Raw genomic sequence first — 16,373 nt, forward strand, 5'->3', positions numbered from 1 at the left:
CACCTGCACCGTGGTAACGGCGTTGATGGTGCCGGTGGCGTCTACCATCTGGCGGATGTCGCCCTTCTCCACCTTCGCGCTGAAGTACTGCTGGTCGGCTGTGCCGCGGAACTTGAAGGCGGCAAATATGGCGATCGCCGCCACTATCGCCGCCAGGATCAGAAGATTGCGTTTCGTCAGCATCGTGCGTTCAGGCTCTTTCTTATGAGTACGTTACAAGCGCGCAGGAACATACCCAACACTTTATTAAACCATCCCGCCGCGCAAAAGTTGTGGTCAAAGCAGAACAGCTGCCGCCACCTCAGTTAGATGCACTTTCGGCTCAGTCGACGCGGCTCAGCCGGCGCAGCCCAGGGATACCGGTAGTCTACGACACCCCCCAGCGGACTCGGCTCGTTGGCAATACGATTTGAGTCGTATAATATCGAAGCTATGGCACACCTTACGCCCCGCGATGCCGCCCGCGCGCTTGGCATCAGCTATCCCACCATCAAGCAGTGGATCTACAACGGGAAACTAAAGACGGTGAAGACTGCCGGCGGACACCACCGCATCCCCGAATCGGAACTCGACCGCTTGCTGCCCCGCGCCGAGAAGAGCGACAAGAAGAAGGCCAGCCGGCGCGCAGGGTTCCGCCATATCAGCGGACGCAATCAACTCATCGGCCGCGTGGTGGAGATCAAGATCGATGGACTGATGGCGCAGGTGCGTCTCTCCATCGGCGGCCAGCACATCACCAGCATCATCACCGCCGAAGCGGTGCGCGAGCTGCGTCTGAAGAAGGGTGACACCGCGGCCGCGCTCATCAAGTCCACTGAAGTCATGATCCTTCGCCCCTGACGACATGAGCAAACTGCTTGGCTTCGCACTCCTCTTAGGCCTGACGCTGCCCGCGGCCGCGCAGGAGATCTCCGTGGCAGCCGCCTCGGATCTGCAGCCTGCCATGGCCGAACTCGGCGCGCGCTTCCAGCGCGAGACGGGATGCAGAGTCCAGCTCACCTTCGGCTCGTCGGGAAAATTCTTCGCGCAGATACAGAATGGCGCCCCCTTCGACATCTTCTTTTCCGCGGACATGGACTATGCCAAGAAGCTCGCCGACGCGGGCTTGGCGGAGCCTCCGCGCCAATATGCGGAAGGACGGCTCGTCTTGTGGATGCGAAAAGATTCGCCACTCGATCCCGCGAAGGGACTGGAAGTCCTGCTGCATGGTCGCGTCCGTCGCATTGCCATCGCCAACCCGCAGCACGCGCCCTATGGCCGCGCCGCCGTCGCGGCGCTGAAGTCCGCGGGTATCTATGAAAAGGTGGTGGGCAAACTGGTGTTCGGCGAGAACATCTCGCAAGCTGCCACGTTCGTTGCCACCGGGAACGCCGAGGTGGGAGTGCTCGCGCTTTCGCTCGCTCGCGCGCCGGCGATGCGTGACGAAGGCCGCTACAGTGAGGTCGACCGGAAGCTTTATCCGCCGCTGGTGCAGGGCGTGGTGCTGTTGAAGAGCGCCCCGCACCGCGACCTGGCGCGCGCCTTCCTCGACTTCGTGGCCAAGCCGGAGTCGGCGGCGCTGCTGCGGAGCTACGGATTCGACGTTCCCGACCTCCGGAAAAGCGGACCGGAGAAGAACGAGAAATGAACTGGCAGGTCCTCGGACTCTCGTTGCGCCTCGCCGCGATCGTTACCACCACGCTTCTCATCCTGGGCATGCCCATCGCTTACTGGCTCGCGTTCACGCGCGCGCGTTGGAAGTTCCTGATCGAGGCCGTGGTCGCCCTGCCGCTGGTGTTGCCGCCGACGGTGCTCGGCTTTTACCTGCTGCTGCTGATGGGCACGCGCACATCCGTGGGACGCGCATGGGAGCGCTGGACGGGCCATCCGCTGGCCTTCACCTTTGAAGGCCTGGTCATCGCGTCGGTCATCTATAGCTTGCCCTTCGCGGTGCAACCCTTCGCGGCTTCATTCGCGGGTGTGGACCGCAAGCTGCTCGCCGCTTCCGCGACGCTGGGCGCCGGACGGTGGCGGACGTTCCGGCGCGTGATCCTGCCGCTCTCGTTGCCCGGCGTGGTGACCGGCCTGGTGCTCAGCTTCGCGCACACGCTGGGTGAGTTCGGCGTGGTGCTGATGGTGGGCGGCAATATTCCCGGCGTCACGCGCACCATCTCCATCGCCATCTACGACCAGGTCGAAGCGCTCGATTACGCCAGCGCCAATGAGACCGCGCTATTCCTGCTGATCTTCTCGTTCATCGCGCTCGCCGGCATCTACGCGTTCAATCGCCGCCTCTGGGTGGCATGGATGATCCGATGAACGGTGATCCGATGAACGATGCCGCGATGAGCGAACGTCCGATGAGCGAAGCCTCTTTAAGCGAAGGCCTGCGAGTGCGCGTGCGGAAACAGCTCTTTCGTGCCCGGCGCCCCGGGTTCCTGCTCGATGTGGACCTGGTCGCGCTGCCCGGTTTCACCGTGTTGTTTGGACCGTCAGGCGCGGGGAAGAGCACGCTGCTCGATTGCGTCGCCGGACTCCTCACGCCGGACGAAGGCGAGATCACGATCGCCGGAGTCCCGCTCTTCCACTCACGCACGCGAACGGATGTGCCCACGGAACGCCGCCGCGCGGGCTACGTGGTGCAGGACCTCGCGCTCTTCCCGCACCTGACCGCGGAGCAGAACGTGGCGTATGGATTAGACGCCATGGGCGACGGCTTGCCGCGAGCAGAACGCCGGCAACGGGTGGCCGCCATGCTCGCCAGCTTTGGCATTGCGGAGTTGGCACGGCAGCGCCCGGAAGAGATCTCTGGCGGCCAACGGCAGCGCGTGGCGCTGGCCCGGGCGCTAGTGACCGAACCACGCGTCCTGCTGCTCGATGAGCCACTCTCCGGCCTCGACGATGCCACGAAAGGGAAGATCGTCGCCGACCTGCGCGCATGGAATGAGCGGCGCAGCATCCCGGTGCTCTACGTTACCCATGATCGCGATGAAGTCGCTGCCATCGGCGGCCGCCTGCTTCCACTACAAGACGGCCGGCTGCTGCCGGCAAACTGATCATTGTTCCAAGGGCTCCGTCGCGCCGAGCGGGACTACGCCCTCGCGCGGGCTCGCGCTTGACTTACTTCGCAAACCACGCTCACTCCGCGCTCACCCTACTTCGCGGCTGCGAGCACCTTCTGCACGTACGGCCAGAAGCTCTGCGCGGTCTGCTCCGTCTGCTCCCTGGTCTTCTTGTCGAACTTCTGCTTCTGCGCTTCGTGGTTACGCTTTACCAGGCCGACGTATTCCTCTTCGAACTTCTTGCCGTCGTCGAGTCCCTCACGGCTCGCCCACAGCGACCACTGCACCAGGCTGTCGAGCGAGGCGCTAGGCGGCCGCGCCTGTCCGGTGAAGAAGAGCTTGTTGGCCGCCTCCATCACCTTCAAGTTTGGCGCGGAGAGGCGCTTCTGCTCGTCGGCGTCGGCGAACTTGTACTTCGTCTTCTGGTGCGGCGCGAGCTTGTGCAGCTCGAGGCAGTAGCCACGCAGAGTGAACGTGGTCTCCTCCGCTTCGGGAGGCAGGAAATACATCACGGGCAAGTCACCGCTGGCGCCTTGAGCCGGCACTTCGCCGAACCCGCCTTCGGCCATCATCACCTGGAAGTCCTTCAACGGCGGCAACCCGCCACCCAGCAGGATGCCCTTGACCAGCCGCCCAGTGTAGCCGGTGGGCTTGAGCACGGCGCCGGCTGGGATCTGCAGGTTCAGCGGACAGCCACTGAGATTCTTCACGTGCATATCGAACACGCTGCCGGTGGAAGCGCCGCGCCCGGTGATCTCGTAGTCGAGCGCCTTGTCCAGCGCCGAACTCATGCTCTCAAAACTTGTGATAGCAGGAAAACGGCAGCCGGTTTGCAAGAGTTCGGGTCGCTTCGGCATCTTCGGCTTTGGGTTGGCGTAGAAGTCGTCGTGAAACTGCGGGTCGGTGGGCGGCAGGCCGCGACCGACGAAGGGTGTACTGCCCGGGCAGCAGGAACACCATCTTGACGATGCTCGGATCGATGCTGCGGACGCCGACGATGTGGTCCAGACTGCCCACGATGGTGCCGTCCACGGTCGTGTAGTCGGCGATGGTCGGCGTATCAGGCGCGCTCTTGTCGGGCATGGCGCCGGGCGTGAGCTGCAACAGGTCAGAGATGTTCTGCCGCGGTCCGGGCAGGTTCTGGATATCCTGCGAAGTCACGGTCGTCACCGTTTGGGCCTGCGAGTTGTCGACCAGCGTGGTCTCGACCGTCACCGTCGTTCCCAGGACGCCGATCACGGCGGTGGGAGTGCGCACCTGGAAGCTGCCTCCGTTCTTGCGGATGGGAACCACGTTGGCGCGCGCTTTGCCGTACAGCATCTCGACCAGCGTCTGATTGGACTGCGTGTCGTGCTTCACCACGCGCAGCTCGCTGTGCGCGCCGATGGAGAGCATGGAACCGTCGTCGAGCGCCACGCGCATGCGTCCCTGATCGTTGGTGCGCAGGATGTCGTTCCACTGCACTAGGTCGGCTTGCTTCGCCTCGCTCGAGTTGGACCCGCGCGCGATGAACCCCGCGGGCAGCAAGCGGTCGACCTTGCCGGCGGACTGCGCGAACATCGCGGCGGAGGCGGCGAGCAGTGTCAATGCAAGCAGCAGGAGTGAAAGAGAGAAGCGACGCATCGAGCCCTCCCGGGTTACGGACAAAAGAGAAGCGCAATCGTATGAAGGTCGCCGGTGCCGGTCAATCCAAATCTCTGCGGCGAGTCGAAGGCGGCTAGTCAAAGCCCAGAAACACCGGCTCGGGATGCAGCTCGATCTCCCATGTCCCACGGACGCGCTGTTGCACCTCGTCCTTCAGCGCCATGATCTCGCTGGCCTTGGCGCCCCCGCGGTTGACGATGGCCAGAGTGTGCTTCGATGAGATGCCGACGGCGCCGAGTGTGTATCCCTTTTGAAAGCCGGACTGCTCCACCAGCCACGCGGCGGAGAGCTTGGTGCCTTCCGGCGTGGCGAAGCGCGGCGGGGTGAGCCCGCGCGCGGCGGCGAGCTGCTGGATGCGCGCGTCCATTGCCGCGTCCACGATGGGGTTCTTGAAGAACGAGCCGGCGCTGCGGCAATCCGGATCGCCCTCCATGATGAGCATGGCTTTGGAATGGCGGATCTGCCGGACGGCGTCACGCACGGCGGCGAGCGAGGGTGTTCCACCCGTTCCGGAGAAATGCTTTTTCAGGTCGGCGTACTCGATGGTGGGCGCGCCGCCGGGCAGGAGCGCGAATGCGACCTGCAACACGATGAAGCGGCCGCGCTCGCTGGTGTTGAAGATGGAGGTGCGATACCCAAAGCCGCACGCTTCCGCGCAGATATCGCGGATCACGCCGCGCTGCAGGTCGAAGACCTGGACGGAGGTGATGGTGTCCGCTACCTCTTGTCCGTAAGCGCCCACGTTCTGCACCGGGGTTCCGCCGACGGTGCCGGGGATGCCGCTCAGACATTCGATGCCGGCGGCATCGCGCGCCACGGCGTGCGCGACGAGCGCGTCCCACTCCACGCCGGCGCCCGCTTCGAAAACGCGCTTGCCGTCTTCCATGCGGTCGGCCATGCCGCCGATGGCGATCTTCAGCACCAGTCCGCGATAACCCTCATCGGCGACCACCAGGTTGCTGCCGCCGCCCAGTACGAACAGCCGCCAGTTGTTGGCGCGCGCCAGGTTCACCCCCTGCAACACTTCTTCGGCGCTGCGCGCTTCCGCGAACCAGCGCGCTGGGCCACCCACGCGGAGCGTGGTCAAAGGCGCGAGCGGGATGTTTTCCTGGACTTGCATCAAGAGAAGCCTAGCGCGCCGGCGGCCCTTCCCGGAGAGAAATCATCGCTGCGTCATTGCTGCGGCTGCGGTGGCGGCTTGCGCAGCATGAAATTCTTGATGGCGATCTGCCGCGGCTCCCGACCTACCGGGATCATTGTCAGCAGCACCGGGATGTTGGTGGACGCCACGCGGGTGCGCACCACCGCCACATCGCCGGCGGCGGTGTCGCAAACTAAGAGATAGGTTTGGCTGGGAGTGAGCGCGAGCGCGTCCGGCTTCGAGCCCACCTGCACCGAGGCTGCGACCTTGCCATTGTCGATGGCGTAGACGGCGACCGAGTCCGATCCGAAATTGCTGACGTAGAGTCGCAGGTTGTCGCTGCTCACCACGCCACGTACCGGCTTCTGTCCGATCAGGTAAGTCGCGCCCACCTCGTTGGTCTGCGTGTTGATATCGGAGATGGACTGCGAGTCGAAGTTCTGGACGAAGAGCTGTCCGCCATCGGGCTTGAGCGTGAGCCCGATGGGGGACTTACCCACATCGAGCAGCGTCAGCACGGTGGCGTTCTTCAAGTCGATGGCCGCGACCTGGTTCGACTGCGAGCACGAGATGAAGGCCTTCGCCGAGTCCGGCAGGATGGCGATCTGTTCCGGCGCGGGACACACCGGCACGGTCGCGCGCACCGTCAGTTTGGCAGCGTCGATGAGCGAGACGGAGTTGCCGTCGCGATTCGTCACGACGACGGTCGCGCCATCCGGCGAGACGCGCGCCAGTCCTGGCTTTGCCCCAACCGAGATGGTCGCGATCACCGCGTGCTGGTCGAGGTCGAGCACGCTGACGTTCGCCGAGCCCGAGTTCGCAACATAGGCGCGCTTGCCATCCGCGGAAACGTCGATGAAGTATGGATGTCCGTGGACGCCGATGGTAAAAGTCACCGCGTTGGTCTCGGCGTCGAGCACGCTCACGTTAGCGGATTCCGAATTGACCACGTAGACCTCGTTCTTCTTCGGATTCACCGCTACCCCGGTCGGGCTCTTGCCCACCGCAACGCTCTTCTCCAGGCGGAAGTGCAGCAGGTCGATCACGCTCACCGTGTCGCTCGCGCCGTTGGTCACGTATGCGTACTCGCGATAGGCGGGTGGATAGCTGGGCAGCTTGGGGTCGCAGGCAGCGAGGAGGAAGGCCAAGATCAGCAGCACGCCGAATCTCAGAACCCTCTTGGCAATACATTCCGAGGCCGAAGGCCGAGGAAGCCCTACCTCACCAAACATTTTCGGCGGGATAGTGTTCCCTCGCTGCGCTCGGGATGTATTCATAGGCTGCCGGCGAAGAGCAGCATCAGCGTCCTACCGCGACGGCCTGCGGCGCGGGCGCGCTGCGATGCACCACCCCGGCGATCTGTCGCACCTCGGCCATCAGCGCGTCAAACTGGTCGGGATAGATGGATTGCGGTCCGTCGGAAAGCGCGTGGTCGGGATCGTGATGCACTTCCACGATCAGCCCGTCCGCGCCCACCGCCACGGCGGCGCGCGAGAGGGGCAGCACCTTATTGCGTTTGCCGGTGCCATGGCTCGGGTCCACGACGATCGGCAAGTGGCTCAGCCGCTGCACCGCCGGCACCAGCGAGAGGTCGAGCGTGTTGCGGGTGTGGTCGGCGAAAGTGCGCACCCCACGCTCGCACAGGATCACGTTATAGTTGCCCTCGGCCATGATGTACTCGGCCGCCATCAGGAACTCTTCCAGCGTGGCCGACATGCCGCGCTTGAGCAGCACTGGCTTTTTCGCGCGTCCGGCTTTCTTGAGCAGCGAAAAGTTCTGCATGTTGCGCGCGCCGATCTGGACGACGTCCGCGTACTCCTCCACCAGGTCGAGCGATTCGTGGTCGATGGCTTCGGTCACGACCACCATGCCGAACTTGTCGCGGATCTCGGCCATGATGCGCAGGCCCTCCTCACCCAGTCCCTGAAACGAATAAGGAGAGGTGCGCGGCTTGTAAGCGCCGCCGCGAAAGAATTTTGCCCCTGACCGGCGGACGCGCTCGGCGATGGCGAACGCCTGCTCGCGGCTCTCGATGGCGCACGGTCCGGCGATGATGGCCAGCTCCTTGCCGCCGATGGAGGCATCCTGCGCGGGGAAGCGGATGATGGTGTTGTCTTCTTTTATGTCCCGGCTGACGAGCTTGTAAGGCTTGGAGACGCGGATGACCTCGCCGACCCCGGACATGTCGTCGAACACGCCCGTCTCGACCGCGCCCTGGTTGCCGGTGATGCCGATGGCAGTACGTTGCGCGCCCGGGATAGGGTGCGGCTTGAGGCCGAGGGAAGAGACTTTGTCGCAGACCGCGCGCACCTGTTCTTCGGTGGCATGCGCCTGCATCACGATAAGCATGGGTTCTCCGAGAGTCCCCTAGTTTAGCAAAAGGTTAACGGCACAGGGAGGTGCGGCTCCCACGTTCAAAAAGAGGCAATGCTAGCGGCGCTCATCGTGCTCCTTGTAGACAGCGTGCTTGGCCTCCTGGCTATGCGGCGCATTTCCACGTAAGTATCCCGCAATCTGCCAGTGCAGACCAGCGTGTAAAATCTAAAGATTCAGTCGCAACCGCCGAGCCTCCAGGAAGATGGCCGAAGAGAAGACAATGCGCGAAGAGCTGCTGCGCTACGAGCCGCAGAAGATCGAAGAGAAGTGGTTTGCGCGCTTCGAAGCCGATCCCAAGCTCTACGCCGCCGAGCCCAGCACCTCGAAGCGGAAGAAGTACTACGTGCTCGAGATGCTGCCTTATCCTTCGGGCGTGTTGCACATGGGCCACGTGCGCAACTACTCCATCGGCGACGCGCTCGCGCGCCACATGTGGATGCGCGGCTACAACGTGCTTCATCCCATGGGTTGGGACGCCTTCGGACTGCCCGCCGAGAACGCCGCCATCAAAGCCGAAGTCCATCCCCGGCAGTGGACGCTCTCCAACATCGCGAAAATGAAGGCGCAGATGAAGCGCCTGGGCTACGCCTACGACTGGGCGAAGGAAGTCACCACCTGCCTGCCTGAGTACTACCGATGGAACCAGTGGTTCTTTTTGAAGATGCACGAGCGCGGGCTGGCGTATCGCAAGAAGAGCCGGGTGAACTGGTGTTCGGAGTGCGCGACCGTGCTGGCGAACGAGCAGGTCGTCGGCGGATGCTGCTGGCGCCACGAGACCACGCCGGTCGAGCAGCGCGAGCTGGAGCAGTGGTTTCTTCGGACCACGAAATACGCCGAAGAATTGAATGCCGGGCTCGACGACCTCGAAGGCTGGCCGGAAAAAGTCCGCACCATGCAGCGCAACTGGATCGGACGCAGCGAAGGCACGTACGTGGACTTCGAACTGGAAAGCTCGAATGGCGCCACGCCCGCACGCGCGTCCAACCCGTCCCAGGATGCGGTGGAGACGGCGGCGGGGGCGGAGGGGCCTGCCTTACAACGGGCCCCGGGCGCCAGCAAGATCGCCATCTTCACCACGCGCCTCGACACTATCTATGGTGCTACTGCCGTGGTGCTCGCACCCGAGCATCCGGTGGTCGCGGAGCTCGCCGCGAGCGATGCGGGACTGCGCGCCAAGGCCGACGACCTCGTCGCTGAGCAGCGCAAAGCCAAAGAGTCGGGCGACCTCGGCGCGGTGGAGAAGCACGCCGTCCCGACCGGACGCTTCGCTATCAATCCATTCAACCGCGAGACGCTCCCCATCTGGGTGGCGAACTACGTGGTGATGGATTACGGCACGGGCGCGATCATGTCCGTTCCCGCGCACGACGAACGCGATTTCGAATTCGCGAAGAAGTACGGCCTCGAGGGCCGCATCGTGGTGCTGCCACGCCGCACCGGCGACGTTCCCACCGCTGACCAGGATGAGTCCGCGCTGCTCCCTTACACCGGCGAAGATTCTCTGCTCATCAACTCCGGTGAGTTCAACGAGCTGAGCTGCCGCGAAGCGCAGCAGAAGATGGCCGAGTTCGCCGAACAGCACGGCTTCGGCAAGCGCGCCGTCACTTACCGCCTCAAGGATTGGGGCATCTCGCGCCAGCGCTATTGGGGCACGCCCATCCCCATGCTGTATTGCGAGAAGTGCGGCATCGTGCCGGTGCCGGAAAAAGACCTGCCCGTCCTGCTGCCGGATAACGTGCAGATCACGCTCGAGGGCGGCTCGCCGCTGGCCAGCGTTCCAGAGTGGGTGAACACGAAGTGTCCGCAGTGCGGCGGCAACGCGCGCCGCGAGACCGACACCATGGACACCTTCGTCGACTCCTCCTGGTATTTCTACCGCTACACCGATCCAACGCTGGCGGATCGCGCGCTCGATACCGCGACCGTGGGCTACTGGTTTCCCATCGACCAGTACATCGGCGGGGTCGAGCACGCCATCCTGCACCTGATCTACTCGCGTTTCTGGACCAAGGTGATGCGCGACATGGGCATCGTGAAGAATTCCGAGCCCGCAGCGCGCCTGTTCACCCAGGGCATGGTGATCAAGGGGGGCGCGAAGATGTCAAAGAACCTGGGCAACGTGGTCTCGCCCGACGACATGATCGCGAAATATGGCGCCGACGCCACCCGTCTCTACACCCTCTTCGCCGCGCCGCCCGACCGCGATCTCGATTGGCAGGACATGGGCGTGGAAGGCGTGAGCCGCTTCTTGAGCCGCGTCTATCGCTTCGTCACGCGACACTCAAAGCTAGAGACGGGGCCGGCCCAATCTCCGAATACGGCGCTTCTAGCGCCCGAGGCGCGCGCGCTCCAACGCAAACTGCACCAGACGATCAAGCGCGTCTCCGACGATTTCGCCGCGCGCTGGCATTTCAACACCTCCATCGCCGCCATCATGGAGCTCGTCAACCAGCTTTACGCCGCGGAAAAGTCCATCGCCTCCGGCAAGGTGCCGGCATCGCTCGTCCGCGAGATCAACCGCAACCTCGTGCTGCTGCTCGCGCCGCTCGCGCCCTTCGTCGCGCACGAACTCTGGGAGACGCTGGGCGAGAAGTCGAGCCTGCTGCGCGATAACTGGCCCAAGTACGACCGGGCACTGGCGAAAGAAGACGAGGTCGAGATCGTGGTGCAGGTGAATGGCAAGGTGCGCAGCCGGCTTTCCGTCGCCACAGAGGCCACCGAAGACATGATGCGAGAACGCGCTCTGACCGAAGAAAAAGTCCGCACCGCGCTCGAGGGCAAGGAGATCGTTAAGACCGTCGTGGTGCCCGGCAAGCTGGTCAACTTCGTGGTGAAGCAGACCCAGGTCAAGTAAAGTCAGTCAAGTAACGTCGTCCAATGAACGTCTTGATCGCACTTCGTCCGCTCGCGCTCTGCGTGCTTGCTTCTGCGATGCTGACCGCGCAACAGCGTGCCGGCTCAGCTCACGGAACCCTGGCACCGAGAGTCGGCTACACCCCAGAGCAGATCGCGCAGATGCCGGTGAGCCCGGCTGCACGCATCGTCTACGGCAGCGATGCGCGGCAGTTTGGCGAATTGCGGCTACCGCGCGGGCGAGGTCCGTTTCCGGTCGCAGTGGTGATCCACGGCGGGTGCTGGATCTCGCACTTTGCCGATCTGCACCAGACCAGTCCGCTGGCCACCGCGCTCACGCAAGCGGGCATCGCGACATGGAACATCGAGTATCGCAAGATAGGTGACGCTGGCGGTGGATGGCCAAACATGTATCGCGACGTCAGCGTCGCCACCGACTTTCTGCGAACGCTGGCTCCCCGACATAACCTGGATCTGAAGCGCGTGATCGTGATCGGCCATTCCGCCGGTGGACACCTGGCCATGTGGGTGGCGGCTCGCCATAAGCTCCCAGCGGATTCTCCCTTGCGCCTCGAAGCTACGCCCCTGCCGCTGCGCGGTGCGGTGAGTCTCGACGGCTGGCCCGACCTGCATCGCGTGATCGAGGCCGGAGGCACTAGCTGTGGCGAGCCCGCGCTCGAAGGATTGATTGGCGGCCGGCTGCCCGACGCGGAAAAGAACTTTCGACAAGCTTCCGTCACCGACCTGTTGCCGCTCGGCGTGAAGCAGATCTCTCTCGTGCGGGGCGAGGAGGTCTCTAGTCACGCTTACGAGATCGCTGCCAAACGTGCGGGCGATCCGATCGAAGTGGTCCCGTTGGCGGGAGTGGCGCACATGGACTTCGTGGCGCCCCCATCGGCGGCGTGGCCGGCGGTGAAAAAGGCAGCACGCTCGTTGCTGAAGTAGTACGAAAGCGCAAAGGCACGCTCTCGTTGTATTCTTTGCCCATGCCTACAGAATCTCCCATCCGCTACGGTTTTCGCACCGTCTGGCGCGAGCCTACGCTGGCGCTGGCGGAGATCGCGTGGCGCTGGGTGTGGGGAGCATCCGCGCTGCTCATCGCGTGGTTCGCCGCGCGCGGCTACCTGCAGTCGCTCACCATCTCCAACTTCGACCAGTTCCGACTGGACTCCGGCAAACCGCAATGGATGGCTGAAGCCATCGTCCACATCTTCAGTGGCAGCGGACCCACGCTGCTGCGCTTGTGCCTCGTCATCACGCCGGCCGCGTTCGTGCTCTGGATCTGCGCTGCGACTTTCGGACGCGCCGCCACGCTGCGCGCGCTGCTGAGCAACGGCAATGGCAATGGCAGCAGCAACAGTGGCAAAGTCCTCATCGGCCGTACGTTCGCCCTGCACCTCTGGCGCGTTGTCATCGGCGCGCTCGCATTCGTCGGCATCGCCGCCTCGTTCCTGCTCGGCACCGAGCTGATGGCGCGCACCGATCCGCCCCAGCCGCTCTTCTTCATGGCCGTCTTCTTTCCGCTCGCCATCGTGTTCACCGTGCTGCGCTCGCGCATCAACTGGCTCCTGCTGCTGGCCAACATCTATGCGGCGGCGGGGAAGCGCGCGGGCGCGGGATTCGGAGAAGCCACGCGCATCTTCAAGCGCCGCTCCGGCGAGTTCGTGGGCGTGGGGACGGTCGTCGGCCTGTTCCGCCTCATGCTGACGGGAGCGGTCACCCTGCTCACCTTCGCGTTGCTGCCCGGCGTCGGCAAGCTGCCGGGGAAGTTGCTATGGGCTATCTTCCTGCTGATGACGCTGGCGTACTTCGCTGTCTCCGATTGGCTGTACGCGGTGAAGCTGGCCGCATACACGCGCATCGTTCGCTCGGATATCGAAGCCGCCACGCAGCCGGCCAATACGCCCGCGCGCGCTGCTACTCCACCTCCGGTCGCGCCCGACCTTCCGGTGCAGGTCTGAGAGGTTTTGCTTTACAGAGCGAGCGCACTCTGAGAAGCTAGTCCATGGAAACACAATCCATCGTCATCCTTGACTTTGGCTCGCAGTACACGCAGCTCATCGCGCGCCGCATCCGCGAGTTCAAAGTCCACTCGGTCGTCCTCCCCTGCACGGCCTCGCTTGACGAGATCCACAGCTCCTCGCTCGTGGGCATCATCCTCTCCGGCGGCCCCTGCTCGGTCTATGACGCCGACGCGCCCCCGATGGACGACCGCGTCCTCGCGCTCGGCCTGCCCATCCTCGGCATCTGCTATGGGCTGCAACTCATCACGCACAGACTCGGCGGCAAGGTACACTCCGCGGCCAAGCGCGAGTACGGCCAAGCCAACGTCGAGATCCTCGACAACTCCAACTCCGCCATCTTCAAAGGACTGCCGCGCGAGATGAGCGTCTGGATGTCGCACGGTGACGAAGCGGAAACCCTGCCCACCGGGTTCAAGTTGATCGCGAAGTCTGCCAACGCCGTGGCCGCCATCGAGAACCCGGCAAAAAAAATCTGGGCGGTGCAGTTCCATCCCGAGGTGCACCACACCAAGCTGGGCAAAGAAGTGCTGAAGAATTTCGTCTTCGATATCTGCGGCGCGCGCGGTGATTGGACGCCGGCACACTTCATCCAGTCCACCATCGAGCAAATCCGCGCGCAGATGGGCGAGAAGGAAAGAGCCATCTGCGGGCTTTCAGGCGGGGTGGATTCCTCCGTCGCCGCCGCGCTCGTCCACCAGGCCATCGGCGACCGGCTTACCTGCATCTTCGTGAACAATGGCGTGCTGCGCAAGAATGAGTTCGCCAAAGTCCAGCAGAACCTGCGCGACAAACTTGGCTTGAACGTCGTTGCGGTGGACGCCAGCCGGCGCTTCCTCGCCCAGCTCGAGGGCGTGACCGAGCCGGAGAAGAAGCGCAAGATCATCGGTAACGAGTTCATTGCCGTGTTCGACGACGCCGTCGAACACTTGCTCCAAGGCGACCTGCCGCACAACGCGACCGTGGTCGCGAATGAGAAGGGCCTCCAAATCACGAAACCTGGAAACGAGAAACGAGAAACGGGCCCGATCGATTTTCTTGTCCAGGGCACGCTCTATCCCGACGTCATCGAATCGCGCTCCGTGCGCGGCCCCTCGCAGACCATCAAGACGCACCACAACGTGGGCGGCTTGCCGGAGAAGATGAAGCTCAAGCTCATCGAGCCCTTAAAGGACTTGTTTAAGGATGAGGTGCGCCGGATAGGCAAAGACTTGGGTTTGCCTGACGAGCTGCTCCAGCGCCAACCCTTTCCCGGGCCGGGTCTGGCAGTCCGCATCCTCGGCGAAGTCACCGCCGAGCGCGTGGCGCTCTTGCAAGCGGCCGACGAGATCGTCGTCTCCGAGATCAAGCAGGCTGGCTGGTACACCAAGGTCTGGCAGTCGTTTGCCGTGCTGCTGCCGGTGATGAGCGTGGGCGTGATGGGCGACCAGCGGACCTACGCTTACACCTGCGCCGTCCGCTGCGTGCATTCCGAAGACGGCATGACCGCCGACGTGGTCGAACTGCCATGGGATGTGCTGAAGCGCATCTCCACCCGCATCGTGAACGAGGTCAAGGGCATCAACCGCGTGGTCTACGACACCACCTCGAAGCCGCCCGGAACGATTGAATGGGAATAGGTATTGTCTCAGTTTGACTATTTCGGAACGCTGAACACGGCAATCCGTGTTTTTCCCCAATTGACAGTGCTAAGCAACGTTGCGGTGAAAATGCGTTTTCGACCCCGTGTCGCTGCAAGTTTCCATCCGCGTTTTCCAGTCATTCGCTCACCCTTGCCTGCCTTCTTGCCCTGAATGGTGATTAAGGCTGCCATGTGGAATCTTCCTTTCTCTAGGCCATTAGTCTGCCAGAAGCGCGATTTCTTCCAAATACCAAACGTGGTCGCTAGGGTTCCTTGACCGTGAAGCAGAGTCTCTGCTATAATTAGTTTTGGCTAAGCGTCTCCGCACGCTTTAGCTGGTGGCGGTGTATCCTAGCGATGCCGCAGATGTGGTGCAATCCCTGCCTTCGCTCCGATCTCCTCGTTCCAGCTCAAATGTGCGATTCGCTTTAGCGAATTCTTTCTGTCCCTCCGCGGACAGCCAGAGGAGCTAAAGATGTCTACCAAATTCACATTCATCGTCGAGTCTCTCCGCAAGTTCATCGACCCATTGAAGCCCGGTCGCGCTCGCTACTTCGCTGTGGTTAGCGCGAGTCACCTTCCCGACAATTTCCCCATGGAAACCAACCCTAGGGAGCAGAACCTCAACAGCAAGGTGGCCAAGAAAATCCGCGATGGTTTTCTGGGCGAGGAAAGCGGGCCAATGTTCCACCTGCTGAACCGCGGCCTACTCATTTCGGCAGAGGCCGTGCAGTATGACAACCAGACCGACGAGATGACCATCGTCATGGCAGACCCCCGCACCCACGGCGTTGTGGACGGTGGTCACACCTACCGCATTGTCACTTCGGAGAAACAAAACATCACCGATTCGCGGTTCGTCACCCTCGAGGTGATGACTGGGGTCGAAGATGTTTTCGAGGATGTCGCTGGAGCTCGGAACACATCGGTCCAAGTGAAGGAGAAGAGCCTCGCGGAGCTTGAAGGGAAGCTTGACGTTGTGAAGGTACTCGTCAAGAACCTGCCCTTCGCCGGCGACATTGCATACAAGGAGAACGAGGAGAAGGCGATTGATGTTCAGGAGGTCATCGCAATCCTCACAATCTTCAACAATGGGCTCAGCTCTTCTCATCCCGTGTACGCGTACTCCTCGAAGGGCCGGACGCTGCAGACCTACCTGGCGAACATCGATTCTTATTCGAAGCTCGCCAAGGTGGTGCCGGGAATTTTCAAGCTTCATGACCACGTGAAGAATACTCTCCCGGAGGTCGTCAAGAGCCTGGGCGGCCGTCCAGGGGCTCTCAAGGAGATCGGCTACAAGAATGGGAAGATGCGCTGGCCCCTTCTGTTTTCTCCGAAAGAGTCCGGGGACTTCGTCAAGACGGCGTATGACATTCCCGCCGGCTTCGTGTACCCCATTCTCAGTGCAATGCGCTTCCTGGTGGTAGCAAACGAATCGACAGGGGAGTACGAGTGGAGGTCCGACCCGGTCAAGTTCTACGACAGCACGGTCGGAAAGAAACTCGTTGAACTCACGCTCGACGCCAGTTCCGAACTCGGCCGCAATCCAATGGCGGTAGGCAAGAGCAGTCGCCATTGGGAGGGCCTCTACAACTACGTGGCAGCCACCTTCCTCACTCCGAAGAAGGCGACGTCCTAACCGCAGACAAGAATGCGAAAAGGGCGCGGCTTTCGCC

The 16,373-nt window shown here is 62.9% G+C and carries 16 protein-coding genes; 9 read left to right on the forward strand and 7 right to left on the reverse strand.

The features are described from left to right. Positions 1-183: efflux RND transporter periplasmic adaptor subunit (locus tag M3P27_01715; protein ID MDP9267026.1), on the reverse strand; the 183-nt coding region annotated here is incomplete at its 3' end. Between the two features lie 249 nt (positions 184-432). Here M3P27_01715 and M3P27_01720 point away from each other — a divergent pair. From M3P27_01720 to M3P27_01735, 4 genes are read left to right on the forward strand one after another with little or no spacing between them, the layout of a single operon-like run. Further along, positions 433-840: a helix-turn-helix transcriptional regulator gene (locus tag M3P27_01720; protein MDP9267027.1), complete on the forward strand. Its 408-nt coding sequence runs from the start codon at positions 433-435 to the stop codon at positions 838-840. 4 nt (positions 841-844) lie between these two features. Beyond that, complete coding sequence (gene modA / locus M3P27_01725) at positions 845-1,627, forward strand: molybdate ABC transporter substrate-binding protein (GenBank protein ID MDP9267028.1); 783 nt, start codon at positions 845-847, stop codon at positions 1,625-1,627. Beyond that, positions 1,624-2,298, forward strand: a complete 675-nt coding sequence (gene modB, locus M3P27_01730) for a molybdate ABC transporter permease subunit (protein ID MDP9267029.1) — start codon at positions 1,624-1,626, stop codon at positions 2,296-2,298. Before modA ends, modB begins: the two co-directional genes overlap by 4 nt. Next, positions 2,295-3,035 (forward strand): ATP-binding cassette domain-containing protein, encoded by a 741-nt coding sequence (locus tag M3P27_01735; protein MDP9267030.1) that lies wholly within the window; start codon positions 2,295-2,297, stop codon positions 3,033-3,035. The genes modB and M3P27_01735 overlap by 4 nt, the downstream gene beginning before the upstream one ends. Before the next feature lie 98 nt (positions 3,036-3,133). On the opposite strand, the gene M3P27_01740 is transcribed toward M3P27_01735, so the two are convergent. The 5 genes from M3P27_01740 to aroF all read right to left on the reverse strand — a co-directional run bounded on the left by M3P27_01740 (position 3,134) and on the right by aroF (position 8,175). After that, positions 3,134-3,832, reverse strand: coding sequence for a hypothetical protein (locus M3P27_01740; protein ID MDP9267031.1), 699 nt, complete (start codon positions 3,830-3,832; stop codon positions 3,134-3,136). A 4-nt stretch (positions 3,833-3,836) separates the two neighbouring features. Then, complete coding sequence (locus tag M3P27_01745) at positions 3,837-4,664, reverse strand: FecR domain-containing protein (GenBank protein ID MDP9267032.1); 828 nt, start codon at positions 4,662-4,664, stop codon at positions 3,837-3,839. 94 nt (positions 4,665-4,758) lie between these two features. Further along, positions 4,759-5,805, reverse strand: a complete 1,047-nt coding sequence (locus tag M3P27_01750; protein MDP9267033.1) for a UDP-N-acetylmuramate dehydrogenase — start codon at positions 5,803-5,805, stop codon at positions 4,759-4,761. A 53-nt stretch (positions 5,806-5,858) separates the two neighbouring features. Further along, positions 5,859-6,986, reverse strand: a complete 1,128-nt coding sequence (locus M3P27_01755) for a beta-propeller fold lactonase family protein (GenBank protein ID MDP9267034.1) — start codon at positions 6,984-6,986, stop codon at positions 5,859-5,861. 139 nt (positions 6,987-7,125) lie between these two features. Next, entirely contained in the window at positions 7,126-8,175 is a 1,050-nt protein-coding gene (gene aroF, locus M3P27_01760) for a 3-deoxy-7-phosphoheptulonate synthase (protein ID MDP9267035.1), read from the reverse strand. Positions 8,176-8,422: 247 nt separating this feature from the next. On the opposite strand from aroF, the gene leuS reads away from it, so the two are divergent. From leuS to guaA, 4 genes are read left to right on the forward strand one after another with little or no spacing between them, the layout of a single operon-like run. Continuing rightward, entirely contained in the window at positions 8,423-11,056 is a 2,634-nt protein-coding gene (gene leuS / locus M3P27_01765; protein MDP9267036.1) for a leucine--tRNA ligase, read from the forward strand. A gap of 23 nt (positions 11,057-11,079) precedes the next feature. Continuing rightward, on the forward strand, positions 11,080-12,000 hold the full coding sequence (locus M3P27_01770) for an alpha/beta hydrolase (protein MDP9267037.1): 921 nt from the start codon (positions 11,080-11,082) through the stop codon (positions 11,998-12,000). 41 nt (positions 12,001-12,041) lie between these two features. Next, positions 12,042-13,016, forward strand: a complete 975-nt coding sequence (locus M3P27_01775; protein MDP9267038.1) for a hypothetical protein — start codon at positions 12,042-12,044, stop codon at positions 13,014-13,016. A gap of 44 nt (positions 13,017-13,060) precedes the next feature. Further along, entirely contained in the window at positions 13,061-14,695 is a 1,635-nt protein-coding gene (guaA, locus tag M3P27_01780; GenBank protein ID MDP9267039.1) for a glutamine-hydrolyzing GMP synthase, read from the forward strand. 17 nt (positions 14,696-14,712) lie between these two features. Here the strand turns inward: guaA and M3P27_01785 are convergent, their stop codons facing one another. Then, positions 14,713-14,889: a hypothetical protein gene (locus tag M3P27_01785; protein MDP9267040.1), complete on the reverse strand. Its 177-nt coding sequence runs from the start codon at positions 14,887-14,889 to the stop codon at positions 14,713-14,715. 283 nt (positions 14,890-15,172) lie between these two features. Between M3P27_01785 and M3P27_01790 the strand changes: the two genes are divergently transcribed. Beyond that, positions 15,173-16,336, forward strand: coding sequence for an AIPR family protein (locus M3P27_01790; protein MDP9267041.1), 1,164 nt, complete (start codon positions 15,173-15,175; stop codon positions 16,334-16,336). Positions 16,337-16,373: the final 37 nt, after the last annotated feature.

This window comes from Acidobacteriota bacterium (assembly GCA_030774055.1).
GTDB lineage: Bacteria > Acidobacteriota > Terriglobia > Terriglobales > Acidobacteriaceae > JACPNR01.